Source organism: Pseudomonas sp. DTU12.1 (genome assembly GCF_009873475.1).
GTDB lineage: Bacteria > Pseudomonadota > Gammaproteobacteria > Pseudomonadales > Pseudomonadaceae > Aquipseudomonas > Aquipseudomonas proteolytica.
In genome coordinates, this window is record NZ_CP045254.1 from 3,045,565 (window position 1) to 3,070,010 (window position 24,446).

The 24,446-nt window shown below is 52.9% G+C and carries 30 protein-coding genes and 1 pseudogene; 22 read left to right on the top strand and 9 right to left on the bottom strand.

Annotated features, from left to right (window positions below):
- Positions 1–295 precede the first annotated feature (295 nt).
- Positions 296–595, top strand: a complete 300-nt coding sequence (locus tag GDV60_RS13225) for a hypothetical protein (protein WP_056789366.1) — start codon at positions 296–298, stop codon at positions 593–595.
- A 101-nt stretch (positions 596–696) separates the two neighbouring features.
- Here GDV60_RS13225 and GDV60_RS13230 read toward each other — a convergent pair whose 3' ends face one another.
- Together GDV60_RS13230 and GDV60_RS13235 are read right to left on the bottom strand one after the other, a co-directional pair.
- On the bottom strand, positions 697–1,101 hold the full coding sequence (locus GDV60_RS13230; protein WP_256679294.1) for a hypothetical protein: 405 nt from the start codon (positions 1,099–1,101) through the stop codon (positions 697–699).
- 141 nt (positions 1,102–1,242) lie between these two features.
- Complete coding sequence (locus tag GDV60_RS13235) at positions 1,243–1,479, bottom strand: hypothetical protein (protein WP_094774137.1); 237 nt, start codon at positions 1,477–1,479, stop codon at positions 1,243–1,245.
- Between the two features lie 213 nt (positions 1,480–1,692).
- On the opposite strand from GDV60_RS13235, the gene GDV60_RS13240 reads away from it, so the two are divergent.
- From GDV60_RS13240 to GDV60_RS13250, 3 genes are all read left to right on the top strand, one after another.
- Positions 1,693–2,475, top strand: a complete 783-nt coding sequence (locus GDV60_RS13240; RefSeq protein ID WP_159907539.1) for a DUF4253 domain-containing protein — start codon at positions 1,693–1,695, stop codon at positions 2,473–2,475.
- Positions 2,476–2,895: 420 nt separating this feature from the next.
- Entirely contained in the window at positions 2,896–4,113 is a 1,218-nt protein-coding gene (locus GDV60_RS13245; protein ID WP_159907542.1) for a DUF1444 family protein, read from the top strand.
- Between the two features lie 451 nt (positions 4,114–4,564).
- Positions 4,565–4,930, top strand: coding sequence for a histone-like nucleoid-structuring protein, MvaT/MvaU family (locus tag GDV60_RS13250; RefSeq protein ID WP_159907544.1), 366 nt, complete (start codon positions 4,565–4,567; stop codon positions 4,928–4,930).
- 51 nt (positions 4,931–4,981) lie between these two features.
- Here GDV60_RS13250 and GDV60_RS13255 read toward each other — a convergent pair whose 3' ends face one another.
- Complete coding sequence (locus tag GDV60_RS13255; RefSeq protein ID WP_159907546.1) at positions 4,982–5,860, bottom strand: LysR substrate-binding domain-containing protein; 879 nt, start codon at positions 5,858–5,860, stop codon at positions 4,982–4,984.
- Positions 5,861–6,014: 154 nt separating this feature from the next.
- Between GDV60_RS13255 and GDV60_RS13260 the strand changes: the two genes are divergently transcribed.
- The 10 genes from GDV60_RS13260 to GDV60_RS13305 all read left to right on the top strand — a co-directional run bounded on the left by GDV60_RS13260 (position 6,015) and on the right by GDV60_RS13305 (position 13,229).
- Positions 6,015–6,440, top strand: coding sequence for a VOC family protein (locus GDV60_RS13260; RefSeq protein ID WP_159909225.1), 426 nt, complete (start codon positions 6,015–6,017; stop codon positions 6,438–6,440).
- Between the two features lie 113 nt (positions 6,441–6,553).
- Positions 6,554–7,813 (top strand): cation:dicarboxylate symporter family transporter, encoded by a 1,260-nt coding sequence (locus GDV60_RS13265; protein WP_159907549.1) that lies wholly within the window; start codon positions 6,554–6,556, stop codon positions 7,811–7,813.
- 98 nt (positions 7,814–7,911) lie between these two features.
- On the top strand, positions 7,912–8,493 hold the full coding sequence (locus GDV60_RS13270; RefSeq protein ID WP_159907551.1) for a TetR/AcrR family transcriptional regulator: 582 nt from the start codon (positions 7,912–7,914) through the stop codon (positions 8,491–8,493).
- Positions 8,494–8,550: 57 nt separating this feature from the next.
- A complete protein-coding gene (locus GDV60_RS13275) occupies positions 8,551–9,657 on the top strand; it encodes an alkene reductase (RefSeq protein ID WP_159907553.1) in 1,107 nt (368 codons plus the stop codon).
- A 79-nt stretch (positions 9,658–9,736) separates the two neighbouring features.
- Positions 9,737–10,480, top strand: coding sequence for an SDR family oxidoreductase (locus GDV60_RS13280; protein WP_159907555.1), 744 nt, complete (start codon positions 9,737–9,739; stop codon positions 10,478–10,480).
- Positions 10,481–10,548: 68 nt separating this feature from the next.
- Complete coding sequence (locus GDV60_RS13285; RefSeq protein ID WP_159907557.1) at positions 10,549–10,929, top strand: nuclear transport factor 2 family protein; 381 nt, start codon at positions 10,549–10,551, stop codon at positions 10,927–10,929.
- Between the two features lie 59 nt (positions 10,930–10,988).
- A complete protein-coding gene (locus GDV60_RS13290) occupies positions 10,989–11,375 on the top strand; it encodes a nuclear transport factor 2 family protein (RefSeq protein ID WP_159907559.1) in 387 nt (128 codons plus the stop codon).
- A 69-nt stretch (positions 11,376–11,444) separates the two neighbouring features.
- Positions 11,445–12,113, top strand: coding sequence for an NAD(P)-binding oxidoreductase (locus tag GDV60_RS13295; protein WP_159907561.1), 669 nt, complete (start codon positions 11,445–11,447; stop codon positions 12,111–12,113).
- Positions 12,110–12,739, top strand: coding sequence for an NAD-dependent epimerase/dehydratase family protein (locus tag GDV60_RS13300; protein WP_159907563.1), 630 nt, complete (start codon positions 12,110–12,112; stop codon positions 12,737–12,739). The genes GDV60_RS13295 and GDV60_RS13300 overlap by 4 nt, the downstream gene beginning before the upstream one ends.
- 49 nt (positions 12,740–12,788) lie before the next feature.
- A complete protein-coding gene (locus tag GDV60_RS13305; protein WP_159907564.1) occupies positions 12,789–13,229 on the top strand; it encodes an SRPBCC family protein in 441 nt (146 codons plus the stop codon).
- 459 nt (positions 13,230–13,688) lie between these two features.
- On the opposite strand, the gene GDV60_RS13310 is transcribed toward GDV60_RS13305, so the two are convergent.
- Entirely contained in the window at positions 13,689–14,084 is a 396-nt protein-coding gene (locus GDV60_RS13310; RefSeq protein ID WP_159907566.1) for a helix-turn-helix domain-containing protein, read from the bottom strand.
- Between the two features lie 112 nt (positions 14,085–14,196).
- Here GDV60_RS13310 and namA point away from each other — a divergent pair, with 112 nt between their 5' ends.
- From namA to GDV60_RS13330, 4 genes are all read left to right on the top strand, one after another.
- Positions 14,197–15,237 (top strand): NADPH dehydrogenase NamA, encoded by a 1,041-nt coding sequence (gene namA, locus GDV60_RS13315; protein ID WP_159907569.1) that lies wholly within the window; start codon positions 14,197–14,199, stop codon positions 15,235–15,237.
- Positions 15,238–15,310: 73 nt separating this feature from the next.
- Complete coding sequence (locus GDV60_RS13320) at positions 15,311–15,694, top strand: nuclear transport factor 2 family protein (protein WP_159907572.1); 384 nt, start codon at positions 15,311–15,313, stop codon at positions 15,692–15,694.
- A gap of 69 nt (positions 15,695–15,763) precedes the next feature.
- The gene (locus GDV60_RS13325; protein ID WP_159907575.1) at positions 15,764–16,783 is read left to right on the top strand and encodes an alpha/beta hydrolase; all 1,020 of its coding nucleotides are present in this window, start codon (positions 15,764–15,766) and stop codon (positions 16,781–16,783) included.
- A 287-nt stretch (positions 16,784–17,070) separates the two neighbouring features.
- Entirely contained in the window at positions 17,071–17,454 is a 384-nt protein-coding gene (locus GDV60_RS13330; RefSeq protein ID WP_159909227.1) for a nuclear transport factor 2 family protein, read from the top strand.
- A 48-nt stretch (positions 17,455–17,502) separates the two neighbouring features.
- Here the strand turns inward: GDV60_RS13330 and GDV60_RS13335 are convergent, their stop codons facing one another.
- The 3 genes from GDV60_RS13335 to GDV60_RS13345 are packed head-to-tail and all read right to left on the bottom strand — an operon-like array spanning position 17,503 to position 18,784.
- Positions 17,503–18,048 carry an SH3 domain-containing protein gene (locus GDV60_RS13335; RefSeq protein ID WP_159907578.1) on the bottom strand — a complete coding sequence of 182 codons (546 nt, stop codon included), beginning with the start codon at positions 18,046–18,048 and terminating at the stop codon, positions 17,503–17,505.
- 53 nt (positions 18,049–18,101) lie between these two features.
- Complete coding sequence (locus GDV60_RS13340; protein ID WP_159909229.1) at positions 18,102–18,578, bottom strand: hypothetical protein; 477 nt, start codon at positions 18,576–18,578, stop codon at positions 18,102–18,104.
- On the bottom strand, positions 18,575–18,784 hold the full coding sequence (locus tag GDV60_RS13345) for a hypothetical protein (RefSeq protein ID WP_159907580.1): 210 nt from the start codon (positions 18,782–18,784) through the stop codon (positions 18,575–18,577). The genes GDV60_RS13340 and GDV60_RS13345 overlap by 4 nt, the downstream gene beginning before the upstream one ends.
- A 187-nt stretch (positions 18,785–18,971) precedes the next feature.
- Between GDV60_RS13345 and GDV60_RS13350 the strand changes: the two genes are divergently transcribed.
- The 3 genes from GDV60_RS13350 to GDV60_RS13360 all read left to right on the top strand — a co-directional run bounded on the left by GDV60_RS13350 (position 18,972) and on the right by GDV60_RS13360 (position 21,243).
- Complete coding sequence (locus GDV60_RS13350) at positions 18,972–19,220, top strand: CsbD family protein (RefSeq protein ID WP_159907583.1); 249 nt, start codon at positions 18,972–18,974, stop codon at positions 19,218–19,220.
- Between the two features lie 428 nt (positions 19,221–19,648).
- Positions 19,649–20,527: a glyoxalase III HchA gene (gene hchA / locus GDV60_RS13355; RefSeq protein ID WP_159907586.1), complete on the top strand. Its 879-nt coding sequence runs from the start codon at positions 19,649–19,651 to the stop codon at positions 20,525–20,527.
- A 23-nt stretch (positions 20,528–20,550) separates the two neighbouring features.
- Positions 20,551–21,243 (top strand): PA1136 family autoinducer-binding transcriptional regulator, encoded by a 693-nt coding sequence (locus GDV60_RS13360; RefSeq protein WP_256679296.1) that lies wholly within the window; start codon positions 20,551–20,553, stop codon positions 21,241–21,243.
- Positions 21,244–21,505: 262 nt separating this feature from the next.
- Here the strand turns inward: GDV60_RS13360 and GDV60_RS13365 are convergent, their stop codons facing one another.
- A complete protein-coding gene (locus tag GDV60_RS13365; protein ID WP_159907591.1) occupies positions 21,506–21,748 on the bottom strand; it encodes a hypothetical protein in 243 nt (80 codons plus the stop codon).
- 766 nt (positions 21,749–22,514) lie between these two features.
- Positions 22,515–23,123 (bottom strand): annotated as a pseudogene (locus tag GDV60_RS13370) (histidine phosphatase family protein); the annotation flags it as partial.
- A gap of 273 nt (positions 23,124–23,396) precedes the next feature.
- On the opposite strand from GDV60_RS13370, the gene GDV60_RS13375 reads away from it, so the two are divergent.
- Positions 23,397–24,401, top strand: coding sequence for a metallophosphoesterase (locus tag GDV60_RS13375; protein WP_159907596.1), 1,005 nt, complete (start codon positions 23,397–23,399; stop codon positions 24,399–24,401).
- Positions 24,402–24,446: the final 45 nt, after the last annotated feature.

Sequence of the window (24,446 nt, forward strand, 5' to 3'; positions counted from 1 at the left end):
GTGCCGGAATGCGTCTGAAGCCAGTGCTTTTCTTCCGTGCTGTGCTGATTATTGAGCTGGCAGTATTGGACAGGGGAGGGTGGGTTAAGGTTTATCCAAGCGCGGCCATCTGCATGTAAAACCAGGCGGGTCAGTCATGGGATTCCCCTTGTCTGTTCGTACTTGCGCCTTCAATTGTCCGACGTTGATCCGGGGCGTACTTTCCACCATTGGCGCGGTTGAGCTGCAGACGCTTGGAACGACCCGCTATGCCTGTATGTCTACCTGTGTCTACTCACGGGTAAGGTACAGTGCAATGGATAAGACAATCACCGTCGATCAACTGGCGACCACTGACCTGAGATCAATCAACGAGATATGGCTCGGCGGGACTCATACCCAGCTATGCCTATGGCGTGGCGAACAGGTCTTCACCCACGAGATGATGAGCGAGGGCACCCACGATCAGAATGTCAGACGTCTTTGCGTGAAGGTGGTCAACCCTGGCGATCACGCTGCTGTGGCCAACGTTGAGTTGATGGTGCGCGAAAGGCTGGAAAAGATGGGGAAGGAAGGCGAGTTTTATCCGGCTGAGGAGACGGACACTCATCGATAGCACACATCAGCTCTGGTAAAAAACAGGGTATAGGCTAGTCGTGAGTGCCTCAGTACGCTAGGTGAGGATGTGTTGCGATTTCGGCTTTATGGGCAATTGCACTAATTCTGTGTTTTGGCGCTCCTGTATTGTTCGTTCCACCAGGTGACAAGCTCAGCATGTTGCTCGTGAGTGATCCATGCGAAATTTGTTTTGTCCGCCGGGTCGCCCCCAAAGACTAAGGGCTTGGTATACCACTTGATTCTGCCAGCGAAACGCTCGTCCGGTTCAAGGGAAATAGGCTGGGGAAGGGCAAACGGCACGGCATAGGACGCATCGAGTGGCAGCGTCGGAATAGTAAACATTACTCCGGAAGAGTTGATGACGATAATGTCGTCCCATCCTCTTAGACCTAATAGCGTGTACCCCGGAAGATGATGATCAAATCCGTAGGCCTTCATGGCAGCTAAGCTCTCATCCTCCGTGAAGATGATGAAATAGTCGTCGTTTTGCCAACCTTCGTTCATGAGGGGATGACTCACTTTTGGCAGATAGGGAGGTACTCGGTGTGCTACCAGCGTCTCGTGGCCGACAGAGAGCAACGGTTGCCTACAGTCGGATGATTGTCTGATCACAGAAGGGCTGCATTGTTTTGGTACAGGCGAAAATCACTGGGAGCGTAGACGTTGCCATTCATTCCAGCAGTCCTCCGCGACGATGTCTGGATAACCACGATCTTCTTCCATTGCCAAGGCTGCGCTAAAAGGCAAAGCGATGCAGGTGGATCTGTCTCGGATTTCACACACCTCAATCTCGGTAAGCGGCTGGCCCTTTTTATCTTCGGCGGCTTGCAGCACTGCCGCCAGAGCCGGCACAAAGACTAGACATAACGGATCTGTAGTCATCAGTTTCTTCCCTGAGTCGATTAGAAATTGCATGGTAGGCCAGTTTCGGACATCAACATTACCTCGAAGTGCGAACGTCAAAGTTAGCGTAGCGCGCTGCTATGTGGTGGCAGGAAGACTTATTGTCGCTTGGCGGCAGACCTTCAATGATGATCCTGAAACGCTTAGGATTACTCACTCAATTCAGTACCAAAATGGAGCAGGCCACGGTTTATGGATATCGAATTTCGCGGTAACGGCAAGCGTGATAATCCGTCTGTAGGTACATGCGATGAGTACGGCGTGAGCGGGATTACCAGCTTTGACGATCTGACCGAAGCTCGTCGTAAGATTGCTGAGGCGCATCCAGGCTTTAAACCTCTGTTCTCGCTCGATGATCTGCACCAAGCCCGCTACACCTCGGGACATGTGCGCAATAATTTAGGGATGGACGATGCATCGGAGCAGGACATAGCGGGCTTGCCTCCAGAGTGCTTTGAGAATGGTGAATACATAGGCTATCCGACTACGAAAGAGGAGTTCGCAATCTGTCTTCGCAATTTCATGACCCTGGTTGCAGCCACGTCTTTCGAGGATGCTTGTACTCATGGTTTGACGCTAGATCAGCAGGCCCTCCAGGAGTGGATCGGTTACCAGAACAACCCTATCTCTCTTCTAGAGCAGCCTCTTTCAGCGCTCCTAGTACCCGTTCAGCAGTCCTGCCAGGCACTCGCGGCTTTTCCGAATGGCTATTTCACTTCGGATCTGGATCCCGCGAAAAACTTTGCCGTTGCGCGTCATTTTTCAGAAGCGCATGGCTATGAGTTGATGGGCGTAGGTGCTTCTTACATCGGCTTCATTCGTGCTGAACAGCCTGATACATCACTTGCTAACGTCGTAGCCAAAGACTTCTGTGCGCTCTATAACACTAGCGATGAAAACCTACAGGGACGTGTTTCCAAAGTTGCGCAGGCGATCTCCGGTCGGACGCATCTTTGGCTCCGTTACGTGGAGTGAGCTTCGTCGCATCCAAAGTCCGGCTGAATAGTTAACAAAGCTTGTGAGAGGTCTGGAGCTTTTTGCCGCCTTGTAGGAGGGCAGTTGCTTTGCACGTTGTGTTCTCCGCACGATGGTGGCGCTACTGAGTAAGCGTATGGTTAACACACCTTCGAGTAACCGTTTGGCGACGTCACCCATTCAATTTCCTAGGTAGCACGCGTCGAAACCCTCAGTCATGATGCCTTGACTCTTACAATCGGTATCCACACATCCACTACAATCAGGCACATGATTGGCACTGCTCCTTTTCCGCTACGTAACCTCAATTTCGTCTGATAGCTGTCGATATGGAGAGCAGCCGTCCCAAGCTCTGAACAAGTTTAAGCCTGCCCAATTCCCGCTGTTTACAATTGCCTGCTGACAAAAAGGATTCTGTACATGCTTTTTTCCCTGCTCGACAAATTCTTCAATCGACCGCTAACTGATGAAGCATTTGCCAAAAAATTTATGGATTCGACTCGTAAAGCTGGCTTCAGCGAGAATCTGAATTTTGAGAAGAACGAGTTCCGCATCCGCCATGGGGATGGATCGTACTTCAATCTCCATAATGCCTTTCGCGACTATCAAAATGCAGACAAAGCACAGAAATCCGCCGTTCTGACCGGATACGTATCGACGCTGTTAGAGGCGGGTAGAAAAACCGAGACAGTGTTTGATAATGTCAAAGCACAGCTGCGTCCGGTGATTCGCAACCTTGCCATGCTTGAAGAAATTCGACTGGAGCACGCCCGTAAAAATGGCGACAAGCAGTACGATTATGTTTCACAGCCTTTGGGCCGAGACTGCGTTATTCTGCTTGCTGTCGATTCGCCCGAGTCCACTGCCACCCTTACCAATGGCCCCGAAGCACATTGGGGTGTGACGATGGAAGAGGCGGTAAAGATCTCCATCGAGAACCTGCGTGATACGACAAACGAAGCCTTCGGGGAGATTATTCCAGGCCTATACTCTGGGGAGTGGGCGGATGGGTACGACACCAGCAGGGTGTTGTTGCCAGATGTCCTTCAGCGCGTGCCAGTTAAAGGTCGGCCAGTGTTCATGGTGCCCAGTCGAGACGTCCTGATGGTCACTGGAGACAAGGACGAACAGGGAATTCGTCAGATGGTAGAGCTTGCTTTCCAGGCTCTTGAAAGGGGGCGTGCTGTCTCTACCGATATTTACACCTACGAAGGTCGCGATATCATACCGTTTAACTGTGATGATGAAGGGGTCAGCAGTCGGTTGGTTACACTGGAGCATTTGCTGCTGCAGAGTAATTATGCCAATCAGAAAGAGTTGCTCGACAAGCTCAATCTGGAAAAGGGCATCGACATCTTCGTCGCCTCCTACAACCTCTTCCAAATGGCTGACCAACCAAACCAGACGGTATCGATGAGCGCCTGGACAAAAGGTGTGCTGACGCTGTTGCCCAAGACAGATCGCGTCGCGTTGGTTGAACCTGTTGAGGGTGGGGAAGCGACAGTCAAAACCGTCTCCTGGAGTGAACTTGAATCCGAGCTTGGCGATCTGCTGGCTACAGAAGCGGGCTATCCACGTCGCTATCGGACACTGGGATTTCCTTCGGTTGAGCAGCTTAATCGCCTGACTACCTTGTGATCAGTGCTCTACTACTCTGGCGCACTGCAATGGAGGTATCGCTGAGCTGGCAAAGCAGCAGTCGCAATTTATCATTACGATACAGTCCACATTTTGATTGCTTATCCTGGTGGGAGAATTTGGGAGTTTACCGATGTGGGGTTGGTGGCTTCTCTAGCGCTACTGAGTCGGGCCGCAAGATCTGACTGACTTACTTCAGTTGGCGAGCCGCTGTGCGCGGGCAGGCTGTGGCGAACCGAGCTCCCGCGTCCCGCCGTATCTCGGCCCTGCGGGCGTCCATCCTTCACGCCTTCGGCTGTGCCAGCCTGCGCGCTCCGCTTGCGCCGGTAACTCAGCGCTTTCCGACGTTCTGTACCCGAGCAGTTTATAGAATCTAAACATTGATACTTCTGCTTCATTCAAGTGTCTATTCTATTGTGACTTGACAGTACCAATTGCTTAGGAAGCTCCCATGTCCAAACTCGCAGAATTCCGCCAGCTTGAAAAACATCTTGCCGTACAGCTCCAAGCGCTTGAAGCCTTGAAGGGTGACGTCGGTCTCAAGAAAGAAATTGAATTCGAAACTAAGCTGCGTGATTTGCTCGCAAAATACGGCTACAGCTTAAAAGATGTGGTCAATCTGCTTGATCCGCAAGCCGGTCGACGTGCTCCTGTAGCCGCGCCAAAAGCCGGCACGCGCAAAGCCCGCCAAGTGAAAGTCTACAAGAACCCGCACACCGGCGAGATTATCGAAACGAAAGGCGGCAATCACAAAGGTTTGAAAGAGTGGAAAAGTGAACACGGCTCAGCGACTGTAGAGTCTTGGCTTAGCAAGTGATTCTGATTTGAGCACAAAGGGCCGTAAAGGGCCCTTTTTGCTTGGAGGCTGTTATTTGGAAACGGCTATTACCTGATCACTTATAAGCTGAGCCAAAATTCGCACAGGCTCCGTAAAACTCTGTCGAGACCGATGTACCAGCCCGATATCTCGGTGAAAGGTGTGTTGTCCTAAATCGATCGCTCGTACACCTGCGGGCCATTCCTGATGGGGTTCTGTCTGTGGCACCAGCGCTATGCCTACACCTTTTTCAACCAGCTTGATGATGGCCTCCAATTCATCCAGTTCGCAAACTTCCTGCAAGGTGAAATGCATCTGCCGTAGGAAACGATCGACCTGCCTGCCGCCGAAGGATGATCGGTCATAGCGAATGAATGGCTGGCTGGCTAGCAGTTTCGACCAGTCTTCTCCTTCGAGCTCGCGCGGCACGATCAGTCGGTAGGGCTCTAGCGCCAACGTCGTCCAGCGCAGGTCACTTTGAAGGGAGAAGGGCGGGCGAATGATGACGGCCATGTCGATTTCGCCCGCGTCTACGAGGTTCACCATCTCCATTGAAAGCCCTGGAATGACGCGTGTGCGGCACTGCGGACACTGTTGGTGAAACTTCGCCAGGGCATCAGGCAAATAGGAACGCTGAACGGATGCGATCGCACCAATGTTGACCAGCACGCTGGGAGGTTCGCCCAGCGTAGTGGAGCCAAGATTGTCGTAAAGCCTGAGCAGCTCCTGCGCCTGCAGAAGTATCTGATGACCCATTTTGTTGAGATGGGCTGAGCGTCCTTTCCTATCGAAAATTTCAAACCCGAGCTCGGTTTCCAGGCGCTGGATTTGCGCGCTTACGGCGGCCTGAGTCAGGCCGATCTTGTTGCCGGCAGCGGCGAATGTGCCTTCCCGCGCCACAGCAATGAGTGTTTTCAATTCTTTAATCATTCACAAATATTAATTGTGTTTCTAAGAAATATATATTGATTTTTATGTTTTATTTTCCGTCCTACGATGTTCCCCATCCCCGGCAACGGCTGAATCCAGAGAGCCAATGACGGTGGAAATGTTCGCCAACCAACAAAAAATATTTGGAGTTCTGATGAGCCTCTCGCCATTCCACCTCGCAATCCCTGTTTACAACTTGGCTGCGGCGCGCACCTTTTACGGTGAGGTCTTTGGTCTTGAAGAAGGGCGTTCCAGCACGCAATGGGTCGATTTCGATTTTTATGGTCACCAACTGGTGATTCACGAACATCCAAAAACCGCTTCCCAGGAAAGCGTCCATAGCAACCCTGTAGACGGGCACGATGTCCCTGTTCCGCACTTCGGCATCATTTTAGGTTGGGAACAGTGGGAGGCACTGGCCGAGCGTCTGAAGTCGTTTGGTACCGAATTCGTGATTGAACCGTACATTCGATTCAAAGGCCAAGTGGGCGAGCAAGCCACCATGTTTCTCTTTGATCCGTGCGGCAACGCTCTTGAGTTCAAGGCTTTCAAGGATATGAGCCAGCTCTTCGCCAAGTAACAACACCCATGGCACAACCGCGTTGTGCCATTTGATTTCAAGTGAGCTGGAAGCTCATGACTCTAGCAGCTGCGAATAGACGCAGACCTTTCATTCCAACAAGAAGGCTAGACATGAAACGTATTCCCTTGGTGTGGCAAATCGTTGCCGGGCTGTTGCTTGGCGTGCTTGTAGGTTGGTACTTCAATACGCATCCGCACTATCAGACATGGGTGAGTGCGGAGATCCTCAAACCGCTCGGTGACATCTTTATCAAGATGATGAAGATGGTGGTTGTACCGATCGTGTTCTGTTGCATGATCCTGGGCATTGCAGGCGGTGGCGATAACAAGTCGTTTGGCCGTATGGGAATAAAATCGCTGGGTTACTTTTTTGCGATTACGGCCTTGGCCATTGTCATCGGCTTGTGTTTCGCCAACGTTTTCGAGCCGGGCACGGGCACCGACATTTCCGGTATCTCGCACGGTACCGCAGCGATCACTCTGGAGCCGTCCAAAGGCGCACTGGTCATCTTGCAGAACATCGTTCCTGACAATGTGTTGGTTGCTATGTCAGAAGCGAAGTTGCTGTCCGTGCTGTTTTTCGCCGTGCTGTTAGGCATGGCATTGAACACTCTGCCGAAGGACAAAAGCGCACCGTTCATTGCACTGGTTCAGAGCCTTTCCGATGCGATGTTCAAGGTCGTCTCAATCGTAATGGCTTACGCGCCGATCGGTGTGTTTGGGATGATCGGCGCGACCGTGGCGACGTTTGGTTTCGCCTCGTTGTTGCCGTTGCTCAAGTTGATCGGGGTGGTCTACCTGGCGCTGATTGTTTTCGCGTTGGTGATACTCGGCGGTATTTGCTACTTGATTGGTGAAAATATCTTCAAGTTGATCCGCTACTTTCGCAATGAGTTGATCCTGGCATTTTCGAGTGCCGCCTCAGCCGCCGTCATGCCGCAATTAATGACGCGGTTGGAGAGCTACGGTGTACCGCGTCGTATCGTCAGTTTTGTGGTGCCGGTGGGGTATGCATTCAATCTGGATGGTGCATCGATTTTCCTGGGCGTTGCGACGATTTTTGTCGCTCAGCTTTATGGAATTGATCTGTCGTTGTCTCAGCAGATCTTGCTGGTGGTCACAATGGTGCTGACTTCCAAAGGTGCTGCTGGGGTGCCTGGATTCGCCATCATTATCTTATCTGCGACGTTGGCTTCTGCCGGCCTTCCATTGGAAGGGGTCGCACTTATCGCGGGGATCTTCAGGATTATCGATAGCGGAACCACCACGCTGAACGTGCTGGGTAATGCCATTGCACCGTTAGTTATCGCCAAGTGGGAGAGGGCGGCCCTTGAGCCTTCACAAGTCAATCAGGTCGCGCAAAAAGCGTAGCAATCCACGACAAGGAAATACGAAGGCTAAGCCTGTTCATCGGGTGTGGGTGAGAGTTACTAGACGACCGGTCTAGTTTTGTGTAGGCTGCCTTCCCTATGAAGAAACCTATGCAAGACATGCGACAGCACATCATCGATGTGGCCAAGTCGCTGATGACCAACAAGGGTTACACCGCCGTGGGGTTGTCAGAAGTGCTGACAACCGCAGGCGTACCAAAAGGGTCGTTCTATCATTACTTCCGCTCGAAAGAGGAATTCGGCCAGGCGCTGCTCGAAGAATATTTTCAGGAGTACATCGGGCGCGTCGATATCGTGATGGCCGCAGAGGGAACCGGAGCCGAGCGGCTGCTGGGCTATCTGCACTACTGGGCAAAGACACAAGCGTTCGATCATCCCGAGGAGAAATGCCTGGTGGTGAAGCTGGGCGCTGAAGTTTGCGACTTGTCGGAAGACATGCGAACGGTGCTGGAGGAAGGCACCGCGCTGATCATTCAGCGGATCATGCGTTGCGTCGAGCAGGGCATGGCCGATGGTTCCATTTCGCAGGGCCAGGACGCGGCTACGTTAGCCGAATCGCTGTATCAGCTATGGCTTGGTGCCTCGCTGTTGGTCAAGGTCAAGAAGACCACGGCCCCCTTTGAAACCGCGCTGATCACAAGTAAACGCCTGCTGAGCTAGGGGCGTTTTTTTTGATTAGTCTACTAGACGACCGGTCTATTATTTGAGGTATTTAGCATGATTGATAACAGTCATAACACCGACCTTTTTTCGCCTACGCAAATGGGCGCCTTGCAACTGGCCAACCGTATTGTCATGGCTCCAGTGACACGCAGCCGGATGGCAGAAGATGGGGTGCCGAATGAACTGCACGCCACCTATTACGCCCAGCGAGCAGGCGCAGGATTGATCATCGCCGAGGCCACGAACATTTCTGCCCAGGGGCGCGGTTATGCGATGACGCCGGGGATCTGGTCGGAAGAACAGGTAGCCGGCTGGAAGAAAGTCACTGACGCGGTACACGCTGCAGGCGGCAAGATCGTCAGTCAACTATGGCACGTAGGTCGCTTCTCCAGCGTTGAGTTGCAGCCAAACGGCGAAGCGCCGGTGGCACCCTCGGCAATCAAGGCCGAAGGTACCACCTACACCAACAATGGCATGGTCGAAGTGTCCATGCCTCGGGCGCTTGAGACTTCAGAGATCCCGGGGATCATCGAGCAGTACAGGCATGCGGCAGAAAATGCCAAGCGAGCCGGTTTCGACGGTGTGGAAGTCCATTCTGCCAACAGCTATCTGCTCGACCAGTTCCTGCGTGATTCCACCAACCAGCGGACTGACCAGTACGGCGGCTCCATCGAGAACCGGACACGATTGACACTTGAAGTCACCGAAGCCGTGGTAGCGATTTGGGGCAGTGACCGGGTCGGTATCCGCCTTTCACCAGTAACCCCTGATGCAGGTAACACGCCTCCAGACAGCAACGTCATGGCGACCTACGGTCACCTCATTCAGCAGCTGAACAGATTCAACTTGGCCTATCTGCATTTCGTTGAAGGCGCCACCGCCACCTCTCGAACCGTTCCCGAGGGGGTGGATCTGGACGCGCTGAGTGCACAGTTCGAAGGGCCGTACATTGGCAACAACAACTATGACCTGGAAATGGCGCTGGAGCGCAGGGCGCAAGGGCGGATTGATGCCGTGGCGTTTGGTCGTTTGTTCATTGCTAACCCCGACCTGGTAGAGCGCCTGCGTCGCGGTGTCGAGCTGACCATCGCTCCGCGCGAGAGTTACTACGGCGGAGGCGCCAAGGGCTACATCGATTGGCCAACGGCCAACTCCAAGTAATTAGAGGTTCCCTTTGCGTCAGTTCGGCGCGGGGAGGCTCCGTCGCGAAAGCATTTCGCCGCACAAGAGGTACTTAAATATGAATTATCTGCAAAACAAGGTTGCCATTGTCACTGGCGCGTCTTCCGGCATTGGTGCTGCCACCACCCGCGCATTGGCCGCACAGGGCGTTCGCGTCGTGGCAGCAGCACTCGATCAGAACGGGTTGGAAGCGTTTGTTGCCGAGCTGCGTGAGGCAGGGAGCGACGTAGTCGCTTTCACCACAGACGTTACCCATCTGGATCAAACCAAAGCGTTGGCGAAGTTTGCACAAGACACCTACGGCGCCGTGGACATCTTGGTCAACAACGCCGGCCTGATGCTCTTTTCCAACTGGGTCGATCTGGCCGTGCAGGATTGGGAAAAGATGATCGATGTGAACATCAAGGGCTACCTCAACACTATTGCGGCTGTATTGCCATTCATGCTTGAACAAAAATCCGGGCAGATTCTCAACATGGACTCCGTTGCAGGACACCAGGTTGGGCCGGCGGCGGGTGTTTACAGCGCTACCAAATTCTTCGTCCAGGCCATGACCGAATCCATGCGAAAGGAATTGGGCGTGCAGCATGGCATCCGCGTCAACACCGTCAGCCCTGGCGTGATCAATACCGGCTGGGCGGACAAGGTCAGCGATCCTGAAGGGCGTAAGGCTGCCCAAGAGCTGAACCGGATTGCCATTGCGCCTGACGATATCGCCCGCGCTGTGATTTACGCGCTCAACCAACCGGAAAATGTCACCGTCAACGATCTGATCATCTCGCCGACTCGCCAGGATTGGTAATTGTCGTTTGAGTTTCCCGTGTCCGATTGACCAAAAGGTCACCGGCAACATGCAACCAGGAGTACATCATGAGCAATCCAACTTACGTCCAGGAATACGACGCGATCGTTGCTGTTCTGAGTCAGTACAACGAAGGTGGTGCCAAGGCTGACAGCACTTTGATGAAGCCCGCGTTCAACGAGCAAGCAACCATGTTTGGCGTCGACGGCGACAAGCTCGTCGGCGGCGCGATCCAGAGTCTGTACGACGTCATCGACAACTCTTTCCGCCCATCTCCCGAAGCCAAAGCCGCGATCGTTCGCATCGACATCGTGGGCACTGCCGCCAGTGCTCGCGTCGATACCGACAACGTATCGGGATTTCGTTTCACCGACTTCTTCAATCTGCTGAAGGTAGAAGGCAAGTGGACGATCGTCAGCAAGATTTACCACACCCACCCGACCGCGTGATCCCTCGATCGCCTCTGGCGAGGTGTGTTGTACCTCGCCCTTAATGAAAGGACAGAACCATGTCAAAGAACATCAAGGCTGTACCGACTTCCGAGTACAACGCTGTCATCGCCACCGCGAATCAATACGTTGAAGGTCTGCGTGTGGGCAGTGCAGAAAGCGTTGCGCAAGCGTTCCATAAAGACGCTGTGATGTACGGTTTTACAAACGGTGAGCTGCTTGGTGGCTCGATCAAAAATCTTTTTGATTTCGTTCAGAAGAACGGCAGCGCCCCAGAAATTACCACTCGGCTCGACATACTGGCGATCACCCCCACGACCGCCGTGGTGCGTGTCGATATGGAAAAGGATGCGATCGGTGCCGACTACAACGACTACCTGACTCTGATCAAAATCGACGGCACCTGGAAAGTAATCGCCAAGGTTTATCACCAATTCGAAGGTTAATCGTTCATCGATCTCGGTTGAATCAATGCCGGGATCGGAGCTCGTTCATCGTCAAATGGAGAAGCGATCATGAGTAAGGTTTTCATCATCGGTGCAGCTGGCAAAGTCGGGCGGCGATTGGTTAAACAGCTAGTTGGACGAGGTCACGAAGCGATCGGACTCCATCGGAACCCGGAGCAAGGAAGTGAGCTTGCGGCTCTGGGCGCGACGCCTGTTAAAGGCAATTTGCTTGAGGTTGATCCTGGGCAATTGGCGCGACTTATGTCGGGAAGTGATGCCGTGATCTTCACGGCAGGGGCAGGCGGCGCAGGTGTGGATCTGACCAAAGCGATTGATGGGCGGGGATTAGAGTTGGCAGTGGCCGCAACCATTCAAGCAGGCGTCCGGCGTTTCATTCTGGTCTCTGCCTTCCCCGATGCACTCCGTGGTAGCCCGATATCCGAAGGTTTCGAAAATTACATTGCCGTGAAAAAACGAGCTGATGCTCACTTGGTTGGGACAGGTTTGGATTGGGTGATAGTGCGCCCAGGAACGCTTCTGGATGACACCGGCACTGGCAAAATCCGTGCTGACGTCGCTATTCCTTACGGTGAAGTTTCAAGAGATGACGTGGCAGCGACACTTGCCGAGTTGATCGAACAGCCCACGGTGAGTCGAGTCATTATCGAGCTTACTCAGGGTGATACGCCCGTCTCCGACGCGGTTCGCAGGCTTGATCGTGGGCGTTGCTCGCAATGAAATTGCTATTGGTTGGCGCTACCGGTCTTGTTGGCAGCGAGGTATTGAGACAGGCGCTCGATGATCCGCGAATCAGTCAGGTGGTTGCACCGACTCGCTGTGCGCTTGCTGTGCATCCCAAGTTACATGCACCTCTAACAGACTTCGACAATCTACTGAAGACAGTCGACTGGTGGCGGGCTGATTCCGTGATTTGCACATTGGGTACGACGATGCGGCGCGCTGGATCGAAAGACAGTTTTCGACTTGTTGATTACGAGTACCCGTTGCGTGTGGCGCGCTTGGCCAGGATGAATGGCACCTCCGCATACGTTCTCAATTCGGCCACCGGAGCGAACCCAAACTCGAGCTTTTTCTACAACCGGGTAAAGGGCGAGTTGGAAACATCTCTTACAGGTCTTGGTTTTGAATCACTCACCTATGTGAGGCCCGGCGTCATCAGTGGGAAGCGCAATGAGCTGCGGCTCGGCGAGCGTGCACTGGTGTTTGCGCTCGGCTTGGCAGGAAGACTTTTACCCGCTCGGTGGCAACTTAACCCCGCGTCGCGAATCGCCCAGCTGCTCCTCGAGTCCGCCCTCGAGCACAGGCCAGGTGTCCACATCATCACCTCCGAGCGCTGTATTTGATCCGGAGTTAGCTGTTTTCAAAAATAGTTCATTTGAAGGGAGGTACACGATGCCGATGGTTGAGTTTTCTGCTGTCTTGGACAGCAATACAGGACACGCTTGGAGCGTGTTGAAAAAATTTGGAGAGATTCATAAATGGCATCCGTCGATTGTCGAAAGCAGCATTGAGGACAATCAACCTGATGGATTGGTCGGCTGCATTCGCAGACTCACGCTGGCCGATGGCGCAGTTGTCAGGGAGCGTCTGCTATCGGTGGATGATCACAATACAACGCTATCCTACCGCTTCGAGGAGGCTCCGTTACCTCTGGACAACTATGTTGCCACGGTGAAATTGGCCTCTCTCACTGGACAGTCCAAGACGTTCATCAATTGGTCTGCAAGCTTTGACCTGCAAGATTTGAATACAGCAGACCACTACAAGGAACTCATCCAAAAACTGATCGTGGATGGTCACAATAGTTTTCAGTTGTTTCTAATCCGGCATTGAAAAACTCAAGGAATTGACACGTCCAGTGCTGGCTAGGCAAGCATTTTTAAACTTACATGCAAAAGGGCCCTTGGACGCTGATGACATTCAGCTAAGTTAACTAACTGCGGCCATCGCTGAACACCCGGATTTCGACACGGGTGTTTTATTTAATCAAGTGCATCGCTGGAACTCTGGCGGGCCATAGCCTTCGTAACGTCAGTACAAGGATTAAAAACTCAGACCACTCGTTCGGCTGGCGGGGTATGCACGCTCGGCTGGGGCGTTAGGGTCACATAAAGCGACGCCTGAGTATGTTGTGCGCTGGGTTAAGGCGCCATCGCTTGGGCAGCAGAGGCCCATCGTGCCCAAGATGCCACCAGCAATCGCTTGGCAAGGCGGAATTTATTGCGATGGTCGCCGATCACGCCATGGCGTATTAAGGCTAAGGCTGCGCTAAGGCCCGACGCTCGCGCGAGATCAAATGCTGGAACAGGAGGCGACCGAACTTACCGGCACCGCAGAGCGCCTGAGTTCCAAAATTTTACGCTCATGCACCGCTCCCCATTCCCGCATGGCACTCACCAAAGGCGCGAGAGAGCTACCTAATTCTGTCAGCGAATACTCCACCTTTGGAGGCACCTCGCGATAGATTTCGCGATGAATAATCCCATCAACCTCCAGCTCTCTTAGCTGGAGTGTCAGCATCCTCTGAGTGATATCTGGTATTAGGCGTCGCACTTCGTTAAACCGCTTCGTTCCTGACATCAGGTGAAACAGTATGAGCGATTTCCATTTTCCACCAATGACATCGACAGTAAACGCGACGGGACAAGCGAAGGCTTCAATTTCATCCTGAGGGTTACATTTTTTCACTGTTATCACCATGGTATAAAAAGTGTGCCTACAGCACAAAATTGTGCGTACTTACGCGCAAGTGGTGCGTAAGTTAGCATGATTCCATATTAACCAGTATGGAATCCGCCTGATGAGCTTGCTGCTTTCGCCGCACGAAATTAAAGGTCTTAAACTAAAAAACCGCGTCGTTATGTCCCCTATGTGCATGCACATGGCAGCGGATGATGGCTTTATCACTGAATGGCACCGCGTTCATTATGGAGCTCGTGCTCTGGGTCAGGCGGCGCTGATTTTTCCCGAAACGTTGGCTATTCAGGCTGACGGTCGTATCGGAGCCGGCGACCTCGGTATTTGGAGCGATGAACACGTTGTCGGCTTGAAAGCGCTGACTGAACTGCTTCACAGTTTTGGTGCAAAAGCCGGCGCTCAGATCGGCCATGCAGGGCGCAATGCCGATCTGCCCAACCTTGTTCATATCGCACCTTCGGCGATTCCGTTCACGGATACCAGCCCTGTGCCTCGCGCACTCTTGGCTGCCGAAATTCCGGGTTTGGTAAAGCTCTATGGTGATGCCGCACGACGCGCCAGTGAAGCGGGCTTCGATGTGCTTGAGATCCATGCCGCACATGGTTATTTGCTGAGTGAGTTCCTCTCTCCACTCGCGAATACCCGCGACGACGAATACGGTGGTGATGCCCAGCGTCGCTATCGCTTCCTGCGCGAAGTGCTGGAGGAGGTCAAAACGCATTGGGGCGATCGCCCTTTGTTTGTTCGGATCTCCAGCTCTGATTACGCCGAAGGGGGAAATACGCCTGAGTCATTCCTTGAATACGGTCGCTGGATGAAAGAGCAGGGCGTCGATCTGATCGACTGCAGCTCCGGCGGGATCAAGATGATCAAGGTTCAGACCTTTCCAGGTTACCAAGTCCCGGCTGCTGAGTTGCTGCGTAAGGAATTGCATATTGCTACCGGTGCCGTGGGTGTAATCCAGAGTGGTCGTCAAGCCGAAGAAATCCTACAGAACGGTCGAGCTGACTTGGTGTTTGTCGGGCGGCAAATGCTGCGTGACCCATTCTGGGTACGCACTGCAGCAGATGATTTGAAAGAAATCATCGAGATTCCTGAAGCCTACACGCGTTATGGCTCTGTATGGCTTGATACCAAAGCCTAAATTTGTCCGCGTCGTCAGCAGGCGGCTGGAAGGTACTAATCCTCAATCCAATCCAATGAAGCAGGAGTACACCATGAGCAAACCTACTTACGTACAAGAATACCAAGCAATCACCGAGGTACTGAACAAGTACATCGAGGGCTGCAAGCAAGCGAAAAGCAGCATCATGAAGCCTGCTTTCAATGATCAAGCAACGATGTTTAGCGTAGATGGCGACGGTAAGCTGGCCGGCGGCGCGATTCCGATCCTGTTTGAGGGTATCGACAAGCGTTTTCGCCCATCCCCTGACGCACCGGCAGCCATTGTCCGCATCGAGATCGTTGGCACTGCGGCGAGCGCTCGCATTGACGCCAACGACATGTCGTGCATCTCCTTCACCGACTTTTTCCACCTGTTGAAAGTCGATGGCAAGTGGACGGTCGTCAGCAAGATCTTTCACACCCACGTCGCGCCCTGAACCTCTATCGCCCATGGGGCTGCTGTAGTTGAGTGTTTCCCAACACTTAGCCATACAAATGGAAATGTCATGAAAACCCTTACATCTGCTCTCGCTCCTACGGTCGTTACTCTTGCGCCCGGTACTGCCTCCGCAACCACATACCCGGGAGTTGAGCACAACACGGCGAAACTCTTGCAATCGCTTGAAGGTGGCCAGACGCTCGACTCCATGACGCCCGTCGATGCCCGTGCCGCGCTGGCGGGTGCCCAGGCTGCCCCCCAAGTGGCCTTGCCGGCAGCTGATGTCAGCGAGATGACGATACGCGTCAACGGCAGCGATCTGAAGCTGACCATCGTGCGCCCGGCCGGCAGCAAAGAGAAAATTCTGCCCGCGTTCATGTACTTTCATGGCGGCGGCTGGGTGTTGGGGGATTTTCCGACCCACGAACGGCTGGTGCGTGACCTGGTGGTAGGCTCGGGTACAGTTGCCGTATTCGTGAACTACAGCCTCTCGCCTGAGGCGGGATACGGCGTCGCCACCGAGCAAGCCTATGCCGCGACAAAATGGGTGGCCGAGCACGGCAGAGAGATCAAGGTAGACGGCACGCGCCTCGCCGTAGCTGGCAACAGCGCAGGTGGAAACATTGCCGCCGTGGTTGCATTGATGGCCAACGAGAAGGGTGAGCCCGCACTGCGCTCGCAAGTGTTGCTGTGCCCGGTGACAGATGCCAATTTCGACACGCAGTCCTACAAGGAGTTTGCCAACGGCTATTTCCTGACGAAGGATTTGATGGTGTGGTTCTGGGACAATTACACGCGCGACGCCGAGGCACGCAAACAGATTTACGCTTCACCTTTGCAGGCTACGACCGAGCAGCTGAAGGGTTTGCCGCCGACGCTGATCCAGACCGCCGAATTCGATGTTCTGCGCGATGAAGCTGAAGCTTACGGCCGCAAGCTCGACGCTGCAGGTGTACCTGTGAAGACGGTTCGCTACAACGGCATGATTCACGATTTTGCGCTATCGAACGCATTCAGCCATCTGCCGGCGCCTCGCACCGCCATCGAGCAGGCATCTCAAGAGCTCAAAACCAGTCTGAAAGAGTAGTTTCAAGAAAAAATCCGCAGGTTACGGTCAATCTGTAGAAATCATTATTGAAACACATCGTTGGTTTCCACCGCGAAGCTGCAGAAGCATCAAAGTTTTTCGGAGCGCCCGCTGTGTTTTTGCAGTTGAGCAAAAATTAATAATCGAATTACTCAATAAATTAAGAGTTAAAAATGAAAATTACTGTTCTCAAAGGTTTGTTTTTTGTCGCCTTGATTTCGAGCTTTTGCGCGATTGCTCAAGCAGAAAACCTACTGGGCGACCCACAAGTTATCAGTAATAAAGAATTGAAAAAGCCTACGTACGTAGACGAATACCAAGCTATCACTGAGGTTTTGAATAAGTACATAGAGGGCTGCAGGCAGGCCAAGAGCAGCATCATGAAGTCAGCATTCAGCGAAAAAGCAACGATGTATAGCGTCGGTGCCGATGGCGAGTTGTCCGGCGGAGCAATTCAAGTCTTGTTCGATGGGATCGACAAGGGTTTTCGCCCATCTCCTGACGCAAAGGCTGCTATCACTCGGATAGAGATCGTTGGTACTGCCGCTAGTGCTCGAATTGACGCCAACGATATGTCAGGCATCTCTTTCACCGACTTCTTCCATTTGCTGAAAGTCGATGGCAAGTGGACTGTGATTAGCAAGATTTTCCAAACGCATGTAGCGCCTTAATTATCCATTCGAAGAGCATCATTCTCGCTCGCACGACGCGGCATTCGCTCAAACACCGTAGCGCTTGTTCCCACCTGATGTAATGCAGTACCTACCGCCCCGTGGCCCTATGCAGACTGTTCCAGATGAACAAGGGCAGGAGGATCCGTAGCTTGGGGTTTGCCGAGGTATCGGCTGAGGTGAAAGGCGTGCAGGACGAGTTGTTTCCGGCCTGGAGATTACGTAGCAATGTACCGCGTCGCAGAGGCTTTTGGATGACAGCCATCTGGCTGGTTGGCCATCCGGGCTGACACGAGCCCAATCATCCCTCCATCCAAAGACTTGTATCTTGTCTCCACGCTTCAAGGTTGAAATTACCTTCCCTGCCGGCTCATTCCGCAGGTTCAGTCTATCCGCATTCACAAACCGATAAATCGGGGAGGCCTGTATAGGTTGAGCCGCATGGAGAGGAGTTGACACCAGGGAGTTAGCGGGAGGAGGTGGGTTGGGTCTAACTTGGCTTGGAGGTGTTTCGTTCTTCCCCATTGCCCATAAGACGGCGATAAGAATCAGAAGCGGGACAAGCCACGGTTGAGATTTTTTGCGCATATCCATTGCCCTCTTTGAGCTCGCCCTATGCGGGCTGCATTCCTATTGCTCCATAGACGTTACTGCGAGCTGAGCCAAAGCTCCACCTTTTCCAGTTTTCCTATTCGTTGAAGCTTTGACTTCCCAGTATCCAGGAGATCAAGGAGTCGTTGCTTTTCGTCTGCTGACGGAAACCACTCTGCCAATTCGATATTGCAGTGCTTGGACTCACTCAGCGCCCACTTCATGACCATGTCGGCTGCAGCTCGGTAGTGATCGGCCATGAAGAGGATTTGAACCTCGGTCATCCATCCCCATTTAGCGAAAAGGTCAGTAGCATTGATGATGCCTTGCTCGCCGAAAAAAACTGTCGTGTCAGGATAGTGAATACCCGCGAGCAATACCTTGGCTACGCCAGACACTCGGCCAAAGTAGGACATGTAATGCCCACCACCTGTTGTGCATCCTGAATGCGGAAAGTTGATGGCTGCTTTCTCTGTGATGTAGTGCTCGGATGAGACACGTTTGAGATCGAAATCGAATAGCGGGGGCATTATGGGAGCTTGCTGAGACGCGCAAAGCCCTGTTTGATATGGCCCGCGTTCTCGCCGATTGTCTCCAAGGCGCCCCGGACGTTATCTCCCACATCAGCATGACCGTGCGCTTCGACGTGGAGGGTCAACTCCATTAATGCTGCCTCCAAGGCGAGCTGGTTTTGATACATTCTTTCCAGCAAATCCGACAGCGAGTATTCCTTTGGCATTGACGTGTTCTCCTTAGGGGACGCTCAGCATAGCGCAGCACGAGAAATGGTTAGGTGTCTTGCGGATGAATCCAGAGGTTCATCAACTTTGAACTAATCATTGAGCGCATCTCCCTAACTCTGTGCAGGTTGCCTCAAGCCCAGGCTTCTCCTGGGCTACCCAATTACAGACGAAGGTTTTGTTATCATGAAGAGCGAACAGGTCGAAGGTGTTGTAGAGAAGGTTGCAGGCAAGGCTCAGAGCGCCGTAGGCAAATTGTTGGGTGATTCAAAGATTGAAGCTGAAGGTGCTGGACGCCAAGCTGCAGGTCAGCTGACGCAAACCTACGGCGATGCACTGGACAGCGTGTCTACGTTCGTCAAAGAGAAGCCAGTTGCTGCACTGGCAATCGGTGCTGTTGCTCTACTCGTGCTCAAGAGGTTGCTGAGTCGCTGAACATCAGTAGCTTGAGTTAAGTTTCCCTCGTACTCCTTGGCGTTCCGTTAGCGAGGAGTAAGAGGGTGTCAAGTCGACGGTCTTTCGAGCTGTCATCAGCTCCTGTTATTAACCCCTCATTAGCAGCAATCACCATCAAAAAAAGTGGCCATTTGCGTGGTGTTTTGTCGCTCAGTGAAGGCCCTAGGACACTTAATCCTTCATATAGATCGAACAATCGTGGGGGCAGAGGTTGCAAGTCCGATCATCCAATGTGATTACGATTCGCCAATCGCAATGGCCTCACCTCAGCCTACACAGCCTATTTATTTGATTTGATCCTTGAGGAAGTCGGATGACGGGTGAGTTTTAGGGGAATTCCCTCATTGCGAGCTCTACATCGCGCTACTAGGATTGAATTCAATATTTGGCCGAATCGAGGACAGACCATGGCTACATCGCAGAGTGACGACAAACGCCCGACGCCGGATCATGCGGAGGACAACGCCTTTTTCCCATCTCCATATTCGCTAAGCCAGTTCACTTCCCCGAAATCTGATCTCAGTGGTGCTGACTATCCCAACGCTTACAAAGGTGGGCGGTGGAAGATCCTGCTGATTGGCGCGGATGAGCGTTATTTGCTGACAGATAACGGGGCGATGTTCTCTACAGGCAATCATCCTGTTGAAACCTTGCTGCCGATGTATCACCTCGACAAAGCTGGTTTCGCATTTGATGTTGCCACGCTGTCTGGCAATCCAGTGAAATTTGAATTTTGGGCCATGCCTTCAGAAGATACTGAGGTGAAGGATTTCTACGCTAGATACCGCGAGCAGTTCAAACAACCTTTGAAGCTGGCTGACGTAATCGAGACAGCGCTGGGTGATGACTCAGACTACATAGGCGTCTTCATACCCGGCGGTCACGGGGCTCTAATTGGGCTGCCGGAAAGCACTGAAGTGAAACGTGTCCTGCAATGGGCCGTCGCTAATGACAAGTTCGTGATTTCCCTATGCCACGGCCCAGCAGCGCTGCTAGCTGCGGGCCTTGGGGAGTCTAAGTCCTCCTATATTTTCAACGGCTACAAGATGTGCGCTTTTCCCGACTCTCTTGACGCGAAGACACCTGAAATCGGCTACATGCCTGGGCATCTGACCTGGAAGTTTGGCGAGCAGTTAAAGGCGCTAGGGGTCGAGATCGTCAATGAGGGGATTTCCGGAGCTACGTTCAAAGACCGTAAATTGCTTACCGGTGACAGCCCTCTGGCGGGGAATAACTTGGGCAAATTAGCGGCGGACGCTCTTCTGAAAGAGGTTGAGGCGGGTTGAATAATGCGCCTATAGAGGCAACATTGCTCGCCGCTCTCGAAATTGAGGCGGCGCGCGATCTTGGGACAATCCAAGACGTCGTCCGGCGGATTGCTAAGCCCTATGGATATGATCGGTTTGTACTCTTTTCGGCGTCTTCCGCAAACGAAGATGTTGTCGAACGCCTTTATTGGGTCGAGGGGGATTGGTTTGGCGAAGGCCAAGGGGTTGATGCTGAGACGTACGTAAGACGCTGCCCGGTTACTCGTCATATTCTGAGTGCTCGTGAAGCCTTTTTCTGGAAGAAAGAGCACGTGCATGGCGAAGAGTGCTATCAGGTCATACGCTCACCTAGCGGGCCGGGCGTACAGGGATTGCAGGTACCCATATTCGGGCCGTTGGGGCTTGAAGGTGCCATGAGCTTAGGCGGTGAAAAGATAAATGGTTCGACGCGAGTACGGCTTGGATTGAGTATCGTCGCGACGGCGGCTTTTTTCTCCGCTCGGCGTTTACTCGAGGCCCCGGCGGGTGAGGTAGTTAAAAACCTTTCACGGCGAGAGCGTGAAGTTCTGGCTTGGATATCAGCAGGACGCCGACAAGCGGATATAGCTGCAACTCTTGGTTTATCTGAGCGCACTGTAGAGAATCACCTACGCCTGGCGCGCCGACGTCTTGGAGTCGCCACAACTGCACAAGCGGTAAAGTTAGCGATTCGAACAGGTCAAATCGAAGGTTAAGGCCGTAATCATGAACAGCGAATATTCTGTATTTTCCGGCTGAGCAACAGCGTTGGTACATGACTTGGGGAGAAGAAAAATTCTTCCCCAAATAGCATCCTGGATTACGTCTTGTCTTGGATACCTACCTCAATGACAGGTCGCGTCTTTTCGGCCTCTTGATTGATTGCATGGATTTTGAATCTGTGTTGCTCTCGGAACCTCCTAATTGGCCTCAGTTCAAATCAAAGAGGTGTCTACGAACCCCAGAGCGATTCATGTCTTAAGACAAACCCAAACTCAGTACCTTGAGTCTGTTCTCAGTTGCGTGGTCAAAATACTCGTACAGCGCCTCGCCCTGTTCTGCGGTTATACCTCCTGCACACACCAACCCCAGCACAAACCCGTTAGCTCGCGCGCCACTTTTGACGGCCAGAATCATTGATCCCGCGCACTCAATATCGGAGATGATTTTCTTAACCTGCCTTCGGACGACCTCAGGTAAATCATTGGTAGCGTTGTTCATAGTCGGCTCCGCTTGCTTCGCTACCGCACCCCATCGGCGGTTTTGGTTTGAATGTCATGTGAAATACATGACCGGGGTCGCGGCGCAGAGGTTCAAACACATAGCCAATGGCCCGACGCATTGAGGCCATAGGATATGAAAGCGTCCCCCGCGTGAGCCATCTTTACACCTGTGGAGGTTGAGAATTTGCTTTGGATTCACCGTATTTTATTAGAAATTTTCTGCGTGTAGCCAACGGCAGCCATGCACAACTCACGATCTTCCAAGCAGAGGGTTCAATCACGATGAGGACATTGGCCTACAAAACTCATAGATCGGTGAAGGAGGATCTATCGCAAGCGGAGCGCGCAGGCGGGAGGATGAAAGCCCGCAGGGCCAAGACTCGACAACGGCGAGACTTGGTTTACGAAAGCCGTCCTCGCAGAGGCCCGCTCAACCTTGGCTTTCCCTAGAGCGCCTTTAGGAGACGTTCAAGCGTCTGATGTTCCCAAGTGCTGAGCAACGCAATAGGGTCAGTTCCAAATCGATCCCCAGCGCTAAACGACCATCGCCGTCCTTCTGGACTCACGCATTCCTCGCAGTAGTCGAGCGTGTCACAGTCGTTGTAGATCGATATCCGCCAACCCTCGACGCTCACCACGAAATGGCCCGCATGAATCTGATCCCAAGACGCCTGACTCATCTTTGTCATCGTCCGTCGCTCGAAGGTAACCTCTCGCAATACCTGGCATACCTCTCTTGCTGAGAGCTCAGCGTTATCTGCACTTACTTTCCAGCCAGTGCCGTCCGGGTGCTTGGTCAGCGTATAGCCAGAGCAGTTAGGTACGTGGTTGGTGATCTCGTACTCGCGCCACTCGGCCATTGCCTGGCCATCGATTGTCTGCGGGTTACGCTCAATCAGCCAAGCCACGGCATTAATGAATTGCCCATGTGAAAAAACACAGCTGTGATGAGCAGGATGCTCTGCAATTCCGTTTAAGAAAGACTGGGCTCGAGATATGAATTCTAAAAATGACTCCGCGCCGTCCCCATCAATGAATGCGGGGTCAGCCTTAGCCCAATATGCCTCCACCCAACTTCGTCTCTGGGCAACCGTCGTGTTAATACACCGTGCAGGTTCAAGGTAGGTGAACTCTTGGATTGGCCATATTTCGAACGGTACTGAAGGGAACTCAGCCACTGTCTGCATCGCAGTTGCTTGAGCTCTGGAAAACGGAGAAGCGACAATCAGATCTGGGGCATGGGTGAATGATTGTGCCACTAGGCTTGCTTGCTCCACACCCTTGGCCGTAAGAGGAATGGTTGCGTGATCCAAGCTGGCTTCGCCTGCGTTCGCGGCACTTTCTCCGTGGCGGATGAGTCTGGCGTGCTTCATAGCTGCTTACACTGACAGGCTAGTGTGTGTCGTGGAGCATCCATTCGCGGGTTCCTAAGAGGTCATGACTTATAGCTGTTGGAAAACTGCTCCAACGATATCAGACCGCGATGACCATCGGTGCTGCTCGCAAGTGAGGAGGGGAATTTAACGCCTGTCTGGAGCAGTCCTGTGGTGATCAGCAATGTACAACCGCCTTCCTACACTAGGAGTGAGTACAATAGAGTCATATCAGCCTATCAATTGGCCAACGCTCCGGGGTAACGATTCCAAATGACGCAGGCGGTTTTGCGACTCCCCAAGAATGAAGTGGGCCGAGACTTTGTAGTCGGGGATATCCACTTCAAAACCATCGAACTCCATAAGGGGCTTCGTGCGCTTGGCTTTGACAGCACGATTGATCGCGTTATCGCTGTAGGCGATCTGATCGACCGTGGGCCCGGGATGCTAGATGGCCTAAAGCTGCTCGGCGAACCTTGGTTCTTTTGTGTCCAAGGCAATCACGAGCAGATGCTGATAAACGCTTACCGCGAGAACCCACTAGCACGCTACAGCTCCCACGGTGCGGGATGGTGGCCAACCATCGCCGATGAGTCGAAAGGGATGGTGATCGAGAAGCTGGAACAGCTTCCCACCGCCATAGAAATTCAGTCCGCACGTGGCCTGGTCGGTGTCGTTCACGCCGATGTGCCCGCAGGGATTTCTTGGCAGGAGTTCGTTGGGTGCCTAGACAATGCTCAGATTGAAGAGATCGCTCTATGGGGCAGGGAACGGATCATCAAGCATTATCGCGATGGTGTTCCAGGCATCTGGAGAGTTTGCACGGGCCATACGTGGATTCCGAAACCGCTGAGACTGGGGAATTTTCTCGCGCTTGACTGCACGGGAGGAGGGGACGGCCCATTGGCAATCTATTGTGTCCAAGAAGACACTATCTATGTTGATGGGCGTCCTATGTCGCTTGATAGCGCAGAGAGCATTTCAGAGCAACTGCAGGAGCTCGAGCACGTCACCAGTCAGCTTAAGACAGAAGTAAATGGCAACAGGTTGATTGAATCGCAGAGCCTTAGCGGTAAGGCTGAAGCCTTGGCTAAGCAAGTGAACTCATCGTGGATCATCATGAGAGATGAGGACGCTGAATCAGAGAAGCTCATTAACGCGTTGCACGGGCTTAGCTTACTTACTGGCGAGCGCAGAGGTGCCAAGCTTGATGAGCTGAAGGCAAGGTACAGTGGAACGCAGACGGAGCAGCTGCTTCAGCGGCTTTTCGGCGCCTGATTTACTGCTCTGGGCATCACAAAATGGATATTCAGGATGCTCTCG

Coding starts and splice junctions, on each gene's coding strand:
- GDV60_RS13285 (WP_159907557.1), top strand. CDS start 10,549: ATGAGCAATCCAACTTACGTCCAGGAATACGACGCGATCGTTGCTGTT.
- GDV60_RS13240 (WP_159907539.1), top strand. CDS start 1,693: ATGGATATCGAATTTCGCGGTAACGGCAAGCGTGATAATCCGTCTGTA.
- GDV60_RS13325 (WP_159907575.1), top strand. CDS start 15,764: ATGAAAACCCTTACATCTGCTCTCGCTCCTACGGTCGTTACTCTTGCG.
- GDV60_RS13250 (WP_159907544.1), top strand. CDS start 4,565: ATGTCCAAACTCGCAGAATTCCGCCAGCTTGAAAAACATCTTGCCGTA.
- GDV60_RS13260 (WP_159909225.1), top strand. CDS start 6,015: ATGAGCCTCTCGCCATTCCACCTCGCAATCCCTGTTTACAACTTGGCT.
- GDV60_RS13300 (WP_159907563.1), top strand. CDS start 12,110: ATGAAATTGCTATTGGTTGGCGCTACCGGTCTTGTTGGCAGCGAGGTA.
- GDV60_RS13255 (WP_159907546.1), bottom strand. CDS start 5,860: ATGATTAAAGAATTGAAAACACTCATTGCTGTGGCGCGGGAAGGCACA.
- GDV60_RS13295 (WP_159907561.1), top strand. CDS start 11,445: ATGAGTAAGGTTTTCATCATCGGTGCAGCTGGCAAAGTCGGGCGGCGA.
- GDV60_RS13225 (WP_056789366.1), top strand. CDS start 296: ATGGATAAGACAATCACCGTCGATCAACTGGCGACCACTGACCTGAGA.
- GDV60_RS13365 (WP_159907591.1), bottom strand. CDS start 21,748: ATGAACAACGCTACCAATGATTTACCTGAGGTCGTCCGAAGGCAGGTT.
- GDV60_RS13320 (WP_159907572.1), top strand. CDS start 15,311: ATGAGCAAACCTACTTACGTACAAGAATACCAAGCAATCACCGAGGTA.
- GDV60_RS13305 (WP_159907564.1), top strand. CDS start 12,789: ATGCCGATGGTTGAGTTTTCTGCTGTCTTGGACAGCAATACAGGACAC.
- GDV60_RS13280 (WP_159907555.1), top strand. CDS start 9,737: ATGAATTATCTGCAAAACAAGGTTGCCATTGTCACTGGCGCGTCTTCC.
- GDV60_RS13290 (WP_159907559.1), top strand. CDS start 10,989: ATGTCAAAGAACATCAAGGCTGTACCGACTTCCGAGTACAACGCTGTC.
- GDV60_RS13275 (WP_159907553.1), top strand. CDS start 8,551: ATGATTGATAACAGTCATAACACCGACCTTTTTTCGCCTACGCAAATG.
- GDV60_RS13265 (WP_159907549.1), top strand. CDS start 6,554: ATGAAACGTATTCCCTTGGTGTGGCAAATCGTTGCCGGGCTGTTGCTT.
- GDV60_RS13350 (WP_159907583.1), top strand. CDS start 18,972: ATGAAGAGCGAACAGGTCGAAGGTGTTGTAGAGAAGGTTGCAGGCAAG.
- GDV60_RS13270 (WP_159907551.1), top strand. CDS start 7,912: ATGAAGAAACCTATGCAAGACATGCGACAGCACATCATCGATGTGGCC.
- GDV60_RS13245 (WP_159907542.1), top strand. CDS start 2,896: ATGCTTTTTTCCCTGCTCGACAAATTCTTCAATCGACCGCTAACTGAT.
- GDV60_RS13235 (WP_094774137.1), bottom strand. CDS start 1,479: ATGACTACAGATCCGTTATGTCTAGTCTTTGTGCCGGCTCTGGCGGCA.
- GDV60_RS13345 (WP_159907580.1), bottom strand. CDS start 18,784: ATGCCAAAGGAATACTCGCTGTCGGATTTGCTGGAAAGAATGTATCAA.
- GDV60_RS13335 (WP_159907578.1), bottom strand. CDS start 18,048: ATGGATATGCGCAAAAAATCTCAACCGTGGCTTGTCCCGCTTCTGATT.
- GDV60_RS13230 (WP_256679294.1), bottom strand. CDS start 1,101: ATGAACGAAGGTTGGCAAAACGACGACTATTTCATCATCTTCACGGAG.
- namA (WP_159907569.1), top strand. CDS start 14,197: ATGAGCTTGCTGCTTTCGCCGCACGAAATTAAAGGTCTTAAACTAAAA.
- hchA (WP_159907586.1), top strand. CDS start 19,649: ATGGCTACATCGCAGAGTGACGACAAACGCCCGACGCCGGATCATGCG.
- GDV60_RS13375 (WP_159907596.1), top strand. CDS start 23,397: ATGACGCAGGCGGTTTTGCGACTCCCCAAGAATGAAGTGGGCCGAGAC.